The sequence below is a fragment of the Pectobacterium carotovorum genome, assembly GCF_033898505.1.
GTDB classification, from domain to species: Bacteria; Pseudomonadota; Gammaproteobacteria; order Enterobacterales; family Enterobacteriaceae; genus Pectobacterium; species Pectobacterium carotovorum_J.
In genome coordinates this window covers 136,260-151,365 of sequence record NZ_JAXAFK010000003.1, presented here as the reverse complement: position 1 = coordinate 151,365, position 15,106 = coordinate 136,260, and the positions used below count along the sequence as shown (strand labels likewise).

The following is a 15,106-nucleotide window of genomic DNA, read 5'->3' as shown; positions in this document are numbered from 1 at the left end:
TAAAGGAACCAACATGACCTCCACTCTCATTCATGCCCCAACGGGCGACGGCTCAACGGCCACGCTCAAGGCCTATAGCTCTTTTGAACCCTATGAGCTTGCCGATTATCTGCGTGCTCTCGCGCATCACATGCCGGATGTGGCGATCCACATTGAAAGAATGCCTACGGCAGCGCTGACGGCAAGGCTGGCTGAGGAGCAGCATGCTCCTCAGGTGGATATGATTCTGGGGTGGGCGGATACCGCCTCGCGAACCCTCGATTTAAGCGAGGTGCTATTTGCGCCAGGCGCTGACGCCGATGGATATATGCGCATCACTGGTTTTTCAACCGCGTTTGTCGTCGATCCCGCCGTCCTCTCTGAAACGGGTGTGGATATCGCATCCTGGGTCGATCTTGCCCAACCGGCGCTTCTGGGGAAGATTGCGTTTCCTGACCCCGCTGTATCGGGCGCTGGGTTTCTGGCTCTGGCGACGATTCTGCAATTCTACGGTGAGCCTGAAGGCTGGGCGATCCTCTCTGATATTTATCGCAATGCGCGCATCAGGCCGCCTTCCGCGTGGGAACCCGCCCGGTTGACTGGAGAAGGGCAGATCGCGGCTGGCGTGACGGTAAAAATAGCGGCCTCAAATCGGCAGCGGGAATGCCCCATGCTGCAACTCGTGGAACCGCAAGATGCGATCGGCATTGAATCTGAAGTCTTTGCAGGCTTTACCACGACCCGTCACCGTCCACTGGTCACTCAGGCACTTCAATGGCTCAGGTCAGAAGAGGCGGCTGAACTCTACGCAAGCTATAACAAAGTTATTCTCGGAAAACCAGATAGCCGGCTATTTGTCATTGATGCCGAAAACGCGGTAGAAAACCGAACCCGTTGGTTATCCCAACTTGAATCCATTGCAAACGGTAATTACCTATGAAAAACACGACTTATGCACCCTCTGCCACGACGGCGGTCGTCAATGACAGCTGGGTATTAGCCAATGACTGGGGAAAGCTCACTAAATACGACATCACTTACACACGTTCAAACGGAACGGAACAGCGGCTGGTTCGTGAAGCCTATGACCGTGGTCACGGCGCGACCATTGCGCTCTACAACCCGGATGCGCGTACGGTCATTCTCACCAGCCAGTTTCGTCTGCCAGCCTTTTTGATTGGCCATCATTATGAGCTTATTGAAGCGTGTGCAGGCCTGTTGGACGAACGTGACCCGATACAGGCCATCAGAAAAGAGGCAGAGGAGGAAACCGGATATAAGCTCAATGAAGTCACAAAAATTGGTGAAATATTCATGAGCCCCGGATCTGTTACCGAGCGTCTACACTTCTTTATTGCGCCGTTTACGCACGAGATGCGAATCAATGAAGGCGGCGGTATCGCAGAAGAGGGCGAAGATATCAAGGTCATGGAAATCCCGATTAAAGATGCGCTGCAAATGATTGATGACGGCCAGATTATTGATGCCAAAACCATTATTTTGCTTCAGCACCTGGTGATTAAAAATATTTGTAAGCCGTAATTCTCCCCTAAAGGAAATGAATAGATGACGGAACAGAGCCTGGTTAAACCCCAATTCAAGCGCGACTATTACACGTTCTATTTATATATGTTGTCAGTGGTGTGCGGTTTTCATCAGGCCGTACCGGGCTCTATCACTCCTTTCCTGCGTGATGAATTACAGCTGTCCAGAATCGTGATTGGCTGGCACTTTAGCCTTTACGCCATTGGCATGTTTGCGACGGGCTTTATCGTTACCTACTGTTCAAAAAGGGTATCGCCAAAACGTATCCTGCTCACCAGCTCGTTCGCGGTGACGATTGCGGTTGCCATTTTTTCCCTGCCAATGCCGTCATCGGCAACGCTAAGCATGTCGTTGGTGTTGGGGCTGGCGGGGGGCGCCATGCAAATTGCCATTCAGGAATCGCTGGCACGTCATCACGGTGAAAACAGCGGGGTGGCTATCACGGAAGGATGTATTTTTGCCGCCATCGGGGTCTTTGCCGGACCGGTCTTTGTCAGCCTCGCGGTAGAGTCAGGCTGGGGATGGCGGATGGCGATGTTCGTGCCCATTATCGCGCTGCTGCCTCTTCTCTTTATTGCGCCCGAAAATCTATCGCGGGTGCCTGTCAATATCGCCACCTCAACCAGCAATCCTGCGGAGCGTTCTCCCCGTCTGCCGCTGGTGGCGTTCCTGATGTTCGGCATGATTTTCCTCGGCATTTCAGCAGAGTGGGGCATCGGTTTTTGGGGCGCACAGTTTTTGGAAGAGCAGCTATCCGTAACGGTTGCGACCAGCGTCGGGATGATGTCTGCCTACTTCGGTGGCACGATTGTCGGGCGGATTGCGGTGAGCCGCCTGCTGCTGCGCTATGAAATCAACACGCTGCTGATCGGGGCAATCATCGTTGGTGGAATCGGCTTGGTTATTCTGTGGCTGGTTCCCCATGTCACCGTCGCACTGGTGAGTCTGGCGATTTTAGGAGCCTGTCTGGGGAATTTTTTCCCGTTAATATTATCGGTTGCGACGCAGCAACCGCCGCAGTTTCTGTCAAAAATCGCAGCGGGAGCAACTCAGTCGGTAGGGCTGGCACTCTTACTGGCGCCCCTGTTACTGGGCAACGTAGGTGAAAGTATCGGGCTGGTTGGCGCTATCGGGCTATTGACCGTGATTCCGCCCGTGATGCTGGTGGCCTACCTGCTATCACGTAAGCTGTCTTAATAAACCACTGGGCGTATGCCTGTTGCGTCTCTGGTTTCAAAGCTGCCGGACCTGCTCAGGGAGCAGGCCGATATCAGCGGGAATGACGGGATCAGCGATCGCTGCGGGAATAGTACGGCCCTTTCTGTACCGATTCGCGCAGTTTCAGTTCACCGGTGAAGGGCTGTAGCGGTTTGACGTCTTTGCCCGCGATCAGATCCAGCACTTGGGTAATCGCCGTGGCGGCCATCTCTTCAATCGGCATATAGACGGTGGAAAGTGACGGGTGCAGGTAGGTCGCACAGGGTTCATCGTCAAAGCCGAAGACGGAGACATCCTGCGGCAATTTTTTCCCCGCCTCGTACAGGGCTTTCATCGCGCCAATGGCCATGTGATCGTTGCTGGCAAACAGCGCGCTAAAACTCATGCCGCTGTTCAGCAACTGCCGTGCGGCCTGATAGCCGCTGGCCACCATGCTGGTTCCATACGCCACCCGCTGTGGTTCAAACGCGATCTGGTGAGTGGTTAATGCCTGCTGATAGCCCGCGAGCCGTGCCTGTGCTGTCGGCGTTTGCATCGGTGCGGTGATGCAGGCGATCTCGCGGTGACCCTGTTCGATCAGGTAATTCACCACGTCAAACGCGGCCTGCTGCTGGCGGAAGAAAATGCAGCGCTCCCGTGCCTGCGGCAGATCGCGATTCATCACGATCATCGGAATGGTCAGCGTATTCAGCAGCGTCATGAGATCCGCTTCGGACATGTAGCGGGTATAGAGAATAATTGCATCACACTGCCTGTCACACAGAAGTTGCACCGCTCGCTGCTCATCCTCCGGCGTATCGTGCCCATCGGTCACGATGAGGTGTTTGCCGTGGCTTTCCGCGATATCCGTAGCACGGCGCAGCAGGCGGCCAAAGTAAGGGCCGTCGAAATTAGAGATAACAAGACCGATACTGTTTGAGGTGCGACGAGCCAGTGAACGAGCCAGAAAGTTAGGGCGGTAGCCAAGCTCGTCCATTGCCCGAAATACCGCATCGCGTGTTGCCTGCTTGACCTGACCGGTGCCGTTTAGCACTCTGGAGACGGTCGCTTTAGACACCCCTGCACGTTTCGCCACTTCCTGCATGGTTTTCATGGCTGCACCTTAATTGAGTATGATGACGGGCTGAAAGCGCCTATCCATCCCTGTTACGGCATATTACCACAGGCACATTGTTGGATTTAACGTCCGATGCTCGTTTCTCAATCAGATTTTTGTCAGTTTTGTGATGTCGCCATTTCTCGTCGTAATAGGACAATCTCTTCTGCTAAATCCCGGCACAGCATGGCGGTCATCAGATGATCCTGTGCATGCACCATGATCAGATTGACGGGCACTTTGCCTTCCCCTTCGTCCAGACCGATCAGCCGTGTTTGAACGCGGTGGGCCGCACGAGCCGCTTCTTGTGACGCGGCAAGCAGATCGTCAGCCTGTTGCCATTCCCGTTGACGCGCGGCCTGAATCGCCATCATGGCGTTTGAGCGTGCTTCACCCGCGTTGATCAATAGCTCCATCACGGTTTGTTCCATATCGAATGCAGGGAGGTTCTCTGTGTCTTTCATCGTAGGTTTCCTTATTGCTGTCAGGGATCGGTTTTAGATCCGCCGAATATTTATGGTATGCCAAAAGTCACATTTTCATCATATTGGAATTCCAATATTGCCTTGTGAGAATCGTGTCACAGAAAAATAATTCATTATGGTTGATTTTTGGTATGCCAAACGCGAAAGCGCGGTACCTGCATTTACCCTGCGCGTAACGGCCATCCCGCGTGTCACACGCGATATAACAATATGATGATGAAAGAGGTGGTGTTATGTCATTTAAGGACCAACTGATTGATTCATTGGGCTCCTTTGCCAATAAATTTAACAGTCTGCGTTACATTATGGCGATTAAGGCATCCTTTATTACGCTGATGCCGGTCATTATCGTCGGGGCGTTTTCCGTTCTGATTTCCAACATGGTGCTGGATCCGAAAAATGGTCTGGCCAGTTTTTCCATGTTCTCGTTTCTGGCGGAACTTAAACCGATTATGAGCGGCATTAACTATGCCACGCTCAGCTTTCTGACTATCGGCGCCGTCTTCCTGATTGGTATCGAACTCGGGAAGATTAACGGTTCACGCGGGCTGTTTCCCGGCCTGCTGGCGGTGATTTGCTTTATTGCCGTGACGCCAACCACGATCGAAATGGCCGTCAACGGGCAGATGATGGTGGTGAAAGACGTACTGGCGAAACAGTTCTCCGATACGAAGAGCCTGTTTCTGGGGATGTTTATCGCCATCCTGTCAGTAGAAATGTATACCAAACTGGAAAGCGTCGATCGGCTGCGGATTAAAATGCCGGACAGCGTGCCGCCCAACGTCGCGGCTTCTTTTTCTGCGCTGTTTCCTTCCATCATCACGGTTGTCGCTATCGCCACCTTTGGGTTTGTGTTTCACCGCGTGACGGGCATGTATCTGTATGACGCTGTTTATAAAGTCGTGCAGCAGCCACTGGAATCTGTGGTGCAAAGCCTTCCCGGTTTACTGGTGCTGATGTTTGTCGCCCAGTTGTTCTGGGTAATCGGTATCCACGGCAACCAGATGATTAAACCGATTCGTGAACCGCTGCTGCTGGGGGCGATTGCCGTCAACATGACCGCGTTCGAACAAGGGCAGGAGATACCGAACATTATCACCATGCCGTTCTGGGATGTGTACATGAGCATCGGTGGTTCCGGCCTGACGATTGGCCTGCTGCTGGCGGTGATGATTGCCTCTAAGCGTAAAGAGATGAAAGAGATTGCCAAAATCTCCTTCGGCCCGTGCGTGTTCAATATTAATGAGCCGGTGATTTTTGGTATGCCGATTATGCTCAACCCGATTCTGGCTATTCCCTTCATTATCACACCGTTAGTGACGGGCACGATCGGCTATTTCGCTACCAGCATGGGGTTTGCGGGCAAAGCGGTGGTGATGGTGCCGTGGACGACGCCACCGATCATTAACGCCTGGCTGTCGACGGCAGGCTCAATGGGGGCGGTCGCTACACAGATCGTGTGCATCATTGTGGCAACGCTGATCTATCTGCCGTTTGTCAAAGTCGCGTCCCGTCGTGCCGAACTGGCGCAGTTGGAAGCGGAAAAGCAGGCTACAGCGGAAAAAGCCTGAAAGGGACGAGAAGAGAGGTAACGCATGAGTAAGGTTGCACTGACTATTCCACCTGATTTTATTCTGGGCGCGGCGGCATCGGCATGGCAAACGGAAGGGTGGAGCGGCAAGAAGGCGGGGCAGGATTCCTATCTGGATCTCTGGTATCAGCAGGATCGTCAGGTCTGGCACAACGGCTACGGCCCGGCAAAAGCGACGGATTTCTTTAATCGTTATCGGGAAGACGTGGCGCTGATGAAACTGGCGGGGCTGACGCACTATCGTACGTCGATAAACTGGTCACGCTTTCTGCTGGACTATGAGAAAGGCATCGTCGATGAGGAATATGCGACCTATATCGATAACCTGCTGGATGAGATGCACCGGCAGGGGATCGAACCGATGATCTGCCTTGAACATTACGAACTGCCCGCCTGCCTGCTGGAGAAGTATCAGGGCTGGTCATCCAAGCAGGTGGTGGAGTGGTTTGTGCTATACGCCGAGGCGGTTTTTGCCCGTTATGCCGGAAAAGTGAAGCGCTGGTTTACCTTCAATGAGCCGATTGTGGTGCAGACGCGCGTTTATCTGGACGCGCTACGCTACCCTTATGAGCAGAACACGCACACCTGGATGCAGTGGAATCACCATAAGAATCTGGCGACGGCGAAAGTGGTGCAGCGGTTTCGGCAGCATGGCTATCACCGGGATGGCGGTTCGATCGGCGTGATCCTCAATCCCGAAGTGACGTATCCACGATCTCGTGCAGCGCACGATGTGAAAGCGGCACACCTGTACGATCTGTTCTATAACCGGGTGTTTCTCGATCCGGCATTAAAAGGCGAATATCCGGCGGAGCTGGTGGCGCTGCTGTCGCAGCATCAGGTGAAGTGGGATTACACGGAAGAAGAGCTGGCGATCATTCGGGATAACACGGTCGATGAAGTAGGAATCAACCTGTATTACCCGCACCGGGTCAAAGCACCTAGCCGTGAGTGGAACAAAGAGACGCCGTTCCATCCGGCCTATTACTACGAGCATTTTGAGCTGCCGGGGCGTCGTATGAACACCTCGCGCGGCTGGGAGATCAATCCCAAAATCATTTACGACATGGCGAAACGCATGGAGCGTGACTACGGCAATGCGCCGTGGTTTGTGGCGGAAAACGGCATCGGTATTGAGAACGAAGCGCGCTTTAAAGATGACGCTGGCGTGATTCAGGACGATTACCGTATCGCATTTATCGCCGAGCACCTTTACTGGACGCTGAAGGCGAAGGAAGAGGGCGCAAACTGCCGCGGCTACATGCTGTGGGCGTTTACCGACAACGTTTCGCCGATGAACGCGTTTAAAAATCGCTACGGATTAATCGAAATCGATCTGGAACAGGATCGGCAGCGGCGGCCGAAAAAGTCTGCTGCCTGGTTTCGCCAGCTACATGACACGCGTCGGCTTGAATTGACGCTGGATGATGAAGAGAAGTAGGTGCAGATAACCAAAATGAGGAACGGAATATGAAAAGAATCGTACTGGCCTGCTCGGCAGGAATGTCGACCTCACTGGTGGTCACCAAGATGGAGAAAGAAGCGGAAACCCGGGGAATGGAACTGAAGATCTACGCCATCCCGGAACAAAACTTGCGTGATGAGTTGCAGGAGTTCAGCAGCGAGATTATTGCGGTTCTGCTGGGGCCGCAGGTGCGCTTCAAGCTCAACGAAAATAAAAAGCTGACGGACAGCTACCAGATTCCTATCGCGGTGATCGACCCTGTCGCCTACGGCACATTAAATGGCGCAAAAGTACTGGATCAGGCGCTGAGTTTGGTAGACTAATGCCCCACCGCGGCGTCAGTACGCGGCTGGATACATTCGGTGTGGGCCGACGTCCGGTCCACACTCAGGGCGACAGTGCATGTAGGGTGAAAGCGTGGCGAAGGATGTGGTTCTGCAAGAGAAGAAGCAATATCAGGAAATCGGCTGTGATTTACGTCAGAAGATTCAGTCAGGGGATTACCCTGTTGGATCGCGCCTTCCTCCTGAACGAAATATTGCGGAAACCTATGGCGTTAGCCGGACGATAGTGCGCGAAGCGCTACTGATGCTTGAACTGGAAGGCACGGTCGATATTCGTCAGGGATCCGGGGTTTATGTCCTGCGCATTCCTGATGAAGACGAGGCGGCAGACGGCGCTAAAAACCATATCGGCGCGTTTGAAATGCTACAGGCTCGTCAACTGCTGGAAAGCAACATCGCCGCGTTTGCGGCACGTATGGCAACGCGAGCGGATATCGAAAACCTGCGTAAGACGCTGGAGCAAGAGCAGGCCGCGATTGCTGGAAAAGATTACCGCGGCGATTTCGATCGCCTGTTCCATCTGCAAATTGCGGGGGCGACACAAAACCAGATGCTGCTGGAAACGGTCAGCAATATCTGGGCGTGCCGTGATGATAACGCGCTCTGGCAGCAGCTTTATACCCACGTCGGAACGCAGGGTTATCGTCTGAAATGGCTGGCGGATCATCAGGCTATTCTGGCGGCGCTGCGGCGTCGCGATGTGTCTGGTTCTTATCAGGCGATGTGGCAGCACCTCGAAAATGTCAAAAATACGCTGATGGAAATCTCTGACGCCGATGCGCCGGAGTTTGACGGCTATTTGTTTGATTCTGTACCGATTTTTCAGGGGAAACTGGTGTAACCATGACAGACGTTTCTGGGGTAAGCATTGTTTATCTGGCGGATCATCCTCAGCATCAGGAGCAGGTGATTGACTGGATATGGCAGGCGTTCGGCAGCCAGAACAGCCGGGAATTTTTTGCCAGCGTGGTGCGCAATAGCCTGAACCCAGCAGCGCTGCCGCTGACGTTTATCGCGCTGGAGGGCGAGCGCTTAGTTGGAACGGTAGGGCTCTGGCGCTGTGATTTAATCAGCCGACAGGATCTGACGCCCTGGCTGGCATCGCTGTATGTGGAAGAAAGCCAACGTGACAAAGGGCTGGGCATCGCGCTGCAACAGCACGTACTGGACTTCTGCCGCCGTCAGGGTTTTGACGATCTCTATCTGTACGCCACGTTTAGCGGCTATTACGAAAAACACGGCTGGCGTTACATCGGTGAGGGTCTGGACTACCCGGACAAAGCCGTACGCCTGTACCACCAGCCGCTGTAGGCTGCCCCTTCGTCTTAGTCATGTTTCTATGCAGGCTAAGAGACAGTTTCGTGCGCGATAATACCGTTATTGTCATGCTACCTCGTAGCACGCGCCCGACACGGGGCGGCTCACACGCCGCTCGCCCCGTGACCCCAAGGCTTTTGGCGGAAATTATGCCGCTACGCGGTTCCATCGGTGTTCTTGACCGCTAACCGAGCCGCCAGTGACGCGTTCCCGACGCGGCACTGGCTTTCGCGGCGTCCATGCCGCTCACTCGGCGGCCAAGCCCACCGATGCATAATTTTTACGCCAGATAACTGCAGAACCCGTTATAAGTCGTAACGCTTCCAGCACTGTGCCGAGGGGATCTGAAGAGAATATGGCATCAGAACGAGGTCCAGTCACCTTCACTGGCTGTGGCTACGCTCTTACCCGGTGCTGCCAGCGCAGGTTTAAGGCTTAACGTGGGTGTCACCGCTGGCACACGGGCGACCTGGTGATCGTTACCCAGACGGAACTGGCTGACCGTCTCGGCCAACTGTGCGGCCTGCTGCTGGAGCGACTGCGTGGCGGCTGAGGCTTCATTCACCAACGAGGCATTCTGCTGGGTCGTGACTTCCATCTGGTTTACCGCAACGTTCACCTGCTCAATGCCCATCGTCTGCTCATTGCTGGCAGAGCTAATCTCGCCGACCAAATCGCTGACCTTACGCACGCCGTTGACGATATCCTGTATCGACGCGCCCGCCTGCACCACTAGTCGGTTGCCCGCTTCCACGGTTTGAACGGAACGGTCAATTAGCTCTTTGATTTCTTTAGCGGCAGAGGCGCTACGCTGCGCCAGACTGCGTACTTCACTGGCGACGACGGCGAAACCACGGCCTTGTTCACCCGCCCGTGCGGCTTCTACGGCGGCATTCAGCGCCAGAATGTTAGTCTGGAATGCGATGCTGTCGATCACGCCGATGATATCGACGATCTTCTTCGATGAGGAATCGATCGCCCCCATCGTTTCCACCACTTCAGTCACCAACTGTCCGCCCGACTGTGCTTGCTGCGTGGTCGATTGTGCCAGTTGGTTGGCCTGACGCGCGTTATCGGCATTCTGTCTGACCGTCGAACTTAGCTGCTCAATGGAAGCGGCAGTTTCCTGTAGCGCGCTGGCCTGTTCTTCCGTGCGGCTGGACAGGTCGATATTGCCTGCTGCAAGCTGTGAAGACGCGCCAGCAATGGATTCGGAACCCTGACGAACTTCGCCAACGATAGTGCGCAGACGCACCGTCATGTCTTGCAGGGCATGCAGCAGTTGGGCGGCTTCATCGCGTCCTTCCGGCTGCACGTTATGCGTCAGATCGCCCGCTGCGACGGCCTGTGTTGCACGTACCGCCCGCGCTAACGGCTGCACGATGCTGCGTGTGAGCACCCAGGCGATCAGGACGCCGATGATGGCGCTTAGCGCGCCCGTGACGGCGAGAATGAGGTCGCCACGGCTGGCGCCAGCGTTAATGTCTTGCCCCATTTGGTCGATGCTGGCGCGCTGATGATCACGCAGCGCTTCCACGCTGGCCAGATAACCGTTGGAAGCCGGAACGAATTCGTTGTCGAAGAGCGTTCTGGCACGATCGAAGTTACCCGCGCCTTTTTCCGCGATAATTGCATCGCGCTTTTTGATGTAGGACTGACGGTATTCGCCGACTTTGTCGAATAGGGCTTTTTCTTCGGGGGTGGAAATCAGGCTGGCAAATTGTTCCTGTCGTTTACCGCTTTCTTTACTGGCGCGGGTGTTTTCCGCCGCAAACAGCTCAACCAGCGAATCGTCATTGCTGCGGGCAACCGCCATACTGCGTTGGACGCCAGCGACAAGCGTGGCATGCCAGTCGGATGCCAGCCGCTCCTTGCGCAGCGGTTCTTGCATCATCTGTTGCGTACTGTGGGACACCTGGTTGAGTTGATAAATGCCGCTGGTCAGCATGGCCAGAGAAAGCGCAATAAGCAGGCCAAAGCCGCCGGCCAGCCGGGTACCTATTTTGTAGTTCTTCATTATTCGTTACACACACCTGGTTAAATTCAGCGTCTGCCCCATGCAGACTCCGCGATCCTACTCCTCACTTTCTGATTGATTCTGCTGAAAAAGTGGACTAATGCCCCTGTGTTTGGAGAGTCATTTCCCTATAAAAAGTCAGGAAATGTGATCGGACGGTAAAAGGGCGAAAAACAGGCATCCGAGGGAAAAGGAACCTTTCGGGGAAAATAGCGGTATTTATGCGGCGAAAGTGGGGTGAAAAGGGGGCTGCCTTACATGATTCGCTAGAATTTTACAGTTGGTTGCACTTATAGAATAACTCTTTCGATTCATCGCTGGTGAAGATAAGTGGCGATCCTTAGAGTAACAAGTCCCAGAGGTATTGATTGGTGATATTCGATGTGCTCTGTACATTGAAACCATTTGATTACACCAACCTACGCGGATGCGTAGGTTTTTTTTTGCCTGAATTCCCCGTTTTTGCTATCTCCAACGATTTTCATGCTATGTGAATGCTGTGCCGACGGCAATCTTCACGTTCAGCCGCGCGTCCATAACTTGAAGTATGATATGTATATAGTATTTTGACGTATCGCCCGGTGGTTTTGCGTTTCGGCAAGCTGCCCGTTTATCTGTCTATTGGGAGAAGGCATGATTCATACCCTGTTACGTTGGGTGTTCCAGCGTCTGTACCGCATCCGGATCGAGGGCGACAGCAGCCAGTTTCAGCAATCCAAATTGCTCATCACCCCCAATCACGTCTCTTTCCTTGATGGTGTCTTGCTCGCGTTATTCTTACCGATAAAACCCGTCTTTGCGGTGTACTCCTCCATTTCCGATCGCTGGTTTATGCGCTGGCTGAAGCCGTATATCGACTTTGTGCCGCTGGATCCCACCAAGCCTCTGGCGATCAAAGGGCTGATCAAAGTGATCGAGCGCGGTCAGCCCGTCGTGGTTTTCCCAGAAGGGCGTATCAGCGTCACCGGATCGCTGATGAAGATTTACAGCGGCGCGGCGTTTGTCGCGGCGAAATCCGGGGCGACGATTATCCCCGTGCGTATTGATGGCGCTGAGTTCACGCCGTTTGGCCGGTTGGCGGGCGTGTTTAAACGCCGCTGCTTCCCGCCGATCACGATCACCTATTTACCCCCGACTACGTTGCCGATGCCGGAAGCCGCAAGTGCCAGAGAACGCCGTGCGTTGGCCGGTGAACACTTGCACCAGATTATGATGAAGGCGCGGATGGAAACGCGTCCGCAGCATACGCTGTATCAGGCTTTTCTGGCTGCGAGAACCCGTTACGGGCGCTCCTCCCCCAGCATTGCGGATATCTCATTCAATGAAGACAGCTATCAGGGCTTACTGAAAAAATCGCTTGGCGTGTCGCGCATTTTGCAGCGCTTCACCCGTGCGGATGAACATGTCGGTATGCTGTTGCCCAACGCGACCATTACCGCGGCATCTATTCTGGGCGCATCGCTGCGTAACCGCGTTCCTGCCATGCTGAACTACACCGCTGGTGCGAAAGGGCTACAAAGCGCGATGAAAGCGGCGGGGATCAAAACTATCGTCACGTCTCGCCAGTTTCTTGAAAAGGGCAAACTGACGGATTTGCCGAAGCAGGTCAGCGAGGCCAACTGGGTCTATCTGGAAGATTTGAAAGACACCGTGACGCTGGCGGATAAGCTGTGGATCTTGTTTCATCTACTGTTTCCTGCCCGTGCGATGCTGCCGCAGAAGCCTGACGATGCAGCCATCGTGCTGTTTACCTCCGGTTCCGAGGGGAATCCGAAAGGCGTCGTGCATTCCCATGACAGCCTGCTGGCGAACGTCGAGCAGATTCGTACGGTGGCTGATTTCACGCCGCGCGACCGCTTTATGTCTGCGCTGCCGCTGTTCCATGCGTTTGGCCTGACGGTGGGGCTGTTAACGCCGCTGATGACGGGCGCTCGCGTATTTCTTTATCCTAGCCCGCTGCATTATCGCATCGTGCCGGAGCTGGTTTATGACCAGAACTGCACCGTGCTGTTTGGCACGTCTACGTTTTTAGGCAACTATGCGCGCTTTGCCCATCCGTATGATTTTGCTCGCCTGCGCTATGTGGTTGCCGGGGCAGAAAAGCTGTCTGAAACCACGCGTCAGGTCTGGCAGGACAAATTTGGTATCCGCATTCTTGAAGGGTACGGCGTGACCGAGTGCGCGCCAGTGGTGGCGATCAACGTCCCGATGGCGACGAAAATCCATTCCGTCGGCAAGTTGTTGCCGGAAATTGAATCGCGGTTGATCACGGTGCCGGGCATTACGCGCGGTGGCCGTCTGCAACTGCGCGGCCCGAATATCATGAAAGGCTATCTGCGGGTGGAAAACCCCGGCGTGCTGGAAACGCCAGCGGCAGAAAATGCACAGGGCGAGTTGCAGCAGGGCTGGTATGACACCGGTGATATCGTCGAACTGGACGAAAAAGGATTCTGCACCATCATCGGCCGCGTGAAGCGCTTTGCCAAACTGGCGGGGGAGATGGTGTCGCTGGAAAGCGTGGAACAGCTGGCGGCGAAGGTGTCGCCGGAAGCGCAGCATGCCGCCAGCGCGAAAAGCGACAGCAGTAAAGGCGAGGCGCTGGTGCTGTTTACGACGGACAACCAGATTACCCGCGACGTGTTGCTTACACAGGCTCGCAGTAGCGGTGTGCCGGAACTGGCTGTGCCGCGCGATATTCGCTATGTGAAAGCCTTACCGCTACTCGGCAGCGGCAAGCCTGACTTTGTCACGCTGCGCCACATGGCCGAAGAGCCTGTAACTAACGCATCGGAGCAGAATGCATGAGCCAACAGACTGAACCCGCGACGCCTTTGTTGTCGCGCAGCATGAATGCGGTGATTATTGCGCAGTTCTTCTCCGCGTTTGGTGATAACGCGCTGCTGTTTGCCACGTTAGCGCTGATCAAACAGCTGGTGTATCCCGACTGGAGCCAGCCGTTTTTACAGATGGGGTTTGTCGCTGCGTACATCATTCTGGCACCGTTTGTTGGACAAATTGCGGACAGCTTCTCCAAAGGGCAGGTGATGATGTTCGCCAATACCCTGAAGCTGGCGGGCGCGCTGCTGATTTGCGTGGGCGGGAACCCGTTTCTGGGGTATACGCTGGTGGGGATTGGCGCGGCTGCGTATTCACCGGCGAAATACGGCATTTTGGGCGAGATCACGCGCGGCGATCAGTTAGTCAAAGCGAATGGTCTGATGGAAGCCTCGACGATTGCGGCGATCCTGACCGGTTCAGTCGCAGGCGGCGTGCTGGCGGACTGGAACATTTACGGGGCGCTGTCGATTTGCGCGGTGGCATACGGCATAGCGCTGGGGGCGAATATGCTGATTCCTCGCCTTAACGCGGCACGACCGGGGCAGCCGTGGCATCCGGTGCAGATGGCGAGCAGCTTCTTTTCCGCCTGTCGGGTGCTGTGGCGCGATGGCGACGCCCGGCTCTCGCTGATCGGCACCAGCATGTTCTGGGGCGCGGGCGTGACGCTGCGCTTTCTTCTGGTACTGTGGGTACCGCATGCGCTTGGGATTACCGACAATGCCACACCGACGTTGCTTAACGCGATGGTCGCGGTGGGCATCGTGGTGGGAGCTGGTGCGGCTGCGAAGCTGGTGACGCTCGATAGCGTACGACGCTGCTTGCCTGCGGGGTTCCTGATCGGCGTGGTGGTGGTGATTTTCACGCTTCAGAATAACCTCATGAGTGCCTACTCGCTGCTGATTCTGCTGGGGGCGCTGGGTGGGTTCTTCATTGTTCCGCTGAATGCGCTGTTGCAGGAGCGTGGGAAGGCCAGCGTCGGTGCGGGGAATGCGATCGCCGTACAGAATTTGGGTGAGAACGGCGCTATGTTGTTAATGCTGGGGCTCTATTCTCTGGTGGTGAAACTGGGCGTGTCAGTTATCGCCATCGGGATTGGCTTTGGCGTCCTGTTTGCGCTGGCGATTGCGCTACTGTGGGCATGGTTGGTTCTGGCGAAACGCCGCGATCGTTTCCTCGGCGCAGGTAAAGAATAAACGTCTGGTGTAATAAAC

13 protein-coding genes are annotated in these 15,106 nt (G+C 54.9%); 10 read left to right on the top strand and 3 right to left on the bottom strand.

The features are described 5' to 3' along the window. Nucleotides 1-13 precede the first annotated feature (13 nt). Genes R9X49_RS15290 through R9X49_RS15280 form a run of 3 tightly spaced genes read left to right on the top strand, consistent with a single transcriptional unit; the run spans nt 14 to nt 2,721 of the window. Complete coding sequence (locus tag R9X49_RS15290) at nt 14-919, top strand: substrate-binding domain-containing protein (RefSeq protein ID WP_319849206.1); 906 nt, start codon at nt 14-16, stop codon at nt 917-919. Further along, nucleotides 916-1,521 (top strand): NUDIX domain-containing protein, encoded by a 606-nt coding sequence (locus R9X49_RS15285; RefSeq protein ID WP_319849205.1) that lies wholly within the window; start codon nt 916-918, stop codon nt 1,519-1,521. Before R9X49_RS15290 ends, R9X49_RS15285 begins: the two co-directional genes overlap by 4 nt. Before the next feature lie 24 nt (nt 1,522-1,545). Beyond that, complete coding sequence (locus R9X49_RS15280) at nt 1,546-2,721, top strand: MFS transporter (protein WP_271876091.1); 1,176 nt, start codon at nt 1,546-1,548, stop codon at nt 2,719-2,721. A 91-nt stretch (nt 2,722-2,812) separates the two neighbouring features. Here the strand turns inward: R9X49_RS15280 and R9X49_RS15275 are convergent, their stop codons facing one another. Together R9X49_RS15275 and R9X49_RS15270 are read right to left on the bottom strand one after the other, a co-directional pair. Then, entirely contained in the window at nt 2,813-3,835 is a 1,023-nt protein-coding gene (locus R9X49_RS15275; RefSeq protein ID WP_319849204.1) for a LacI family DNA-binding transcriptional regulator, read from the bottom strand. 122 nt (nt 3,836-3,957) lie between these two features. Further along, nucleotides 3,958-4,302 (bottom strand): PTS lactose/cellobiose transporter subunit IIA, encoded by a 345-nt coding sequence (locus tag R9X49_RS15270; RefSeq protein WP_319849203.1) that lies wholly within the window; start codon nt 4,300-4,302, stop codon nt 3,958-3,960. 254 nt (nt 4,303-4,556) lie between these two features. Between R9X49_RS15270 and R9X49_RS15265 the strand changes: the two genes are divergently transcribed. The 5 genes from R9X49_RS15265 (at nt 4,557) to R9X49_RS15245 (ending at nt 9,034) form a co-directional block, all read left to right on the top strand. Beyond that, nucleotides 4,557-5,894, top strand: coding sequence for a PTS sugar transporter subunit IIC (locus R9X49_RS15265; RefSeq protein WP_319849202.1), 1,338 nt, complete (start codon nt 4,557-4,559; stop codon nt 5,892-5,894). A 24-nt stretch (nt 5,895-5,918) separates the two neighbouring features. Further along, the gene (locus R9X49_RS15260) at nt 5,919-7,355 is read left to right on the top strand and encodes a glycoside hydrolase family 1 protein (RefSeq protein ID WP_319849201.1); all 1,437 of its coding nucleotides are present in this window, start codon (nt 5,919-5,921) and stop codon (nt 7,353-7,355) included. A gap of 29 nt (nt 7,356-7,384) precedes the next feature. Further along, on the top strand, nt 7,385-7,702 hold the full coding sequence (locus R9X49_RS15255) for a PTS sugar transporter subunit IIB (protein ID WP_319849200.1): 318 nt from the start codon (nt 7,385-7,387) through the stop codon (nt 7,700-7,702). A gap of 94 nt (nt 7,703-7,796) precedes the next feature. Next, on the top strand, nt 7,797-8,564 hold the full coding sequence (locus tag R9X49_RS15250) for an FCD domain-containing protein (RefSeq protein WP_319849199.1): 768 nt from the start codon (nt 7,797-7,799) through the stop codon (nt 8,562-8,564). A gap of 2 nt (nt 8,565-8,566) precedes the next feature. Continuing rightward, a complete protein-coding gene (locus tag R9X49_RS15245; protein WP_319849198.1) occupies nt 8,567-9,034 on the top strand; it encodes a GNAT family N-acetyltransferase in 468 nt (155 codons plus the stop codon). Between the two features lie 367 nt (nt 9,035-9,401). Here R9X49_RS15245 and R9X49_RS15240 read toward each other — a convergent pair whose 3' ends face one another. Continuing rightward, nucleotides 9,402-11,057: a methyl-accepting chemotaxis protein gene (locus tag R9X49_RS15240; protein ID WP_319849197.1), complete on the bottom strand. Its 1,656-nt coding sequence runs from the start codon at nt 11,055-11,057 to the stop codon at nt 9,402-9,404. 633 nt (nt 11,058-11,690) lie between these two features. Here R9X49_RS15240 and aas point away from each other — a divergent pair. Together aas and lplT are read left to right on the top strand one after the other, a co-directional pair. After that, a complete protein-coding gene (gene aas / locus R9X49_RS15235; RefSeq protein WP_319849196.1) occupies nt 11,691-13,862 on the top strand; it encodes a bifunctional acyl-ACP--phospholipid O-acyltransferase/long-chain-fatty-acid--ACP ligase in 2,172 nt (723 codons plus the stop codon). Next, the gene (lplT, locus tag R9X49_RS15230; RefSeq protein ID WP_319849195.1) at nt 13,859-15,088 is read left to right on the top strand and encodes a lysophospholipid transporter LplT; all 1,230 of its coding nucleotides are present in this window, start codon (nt 13,859-13,861) and stop codon (nt 15,086-15,088) included. The genes aas and lplT overlap by 4 nt, the downstream gene beginning before the upstream one ends. Nucleotides 15,089-15,106 lie beyond the last annotated feature (18 nt).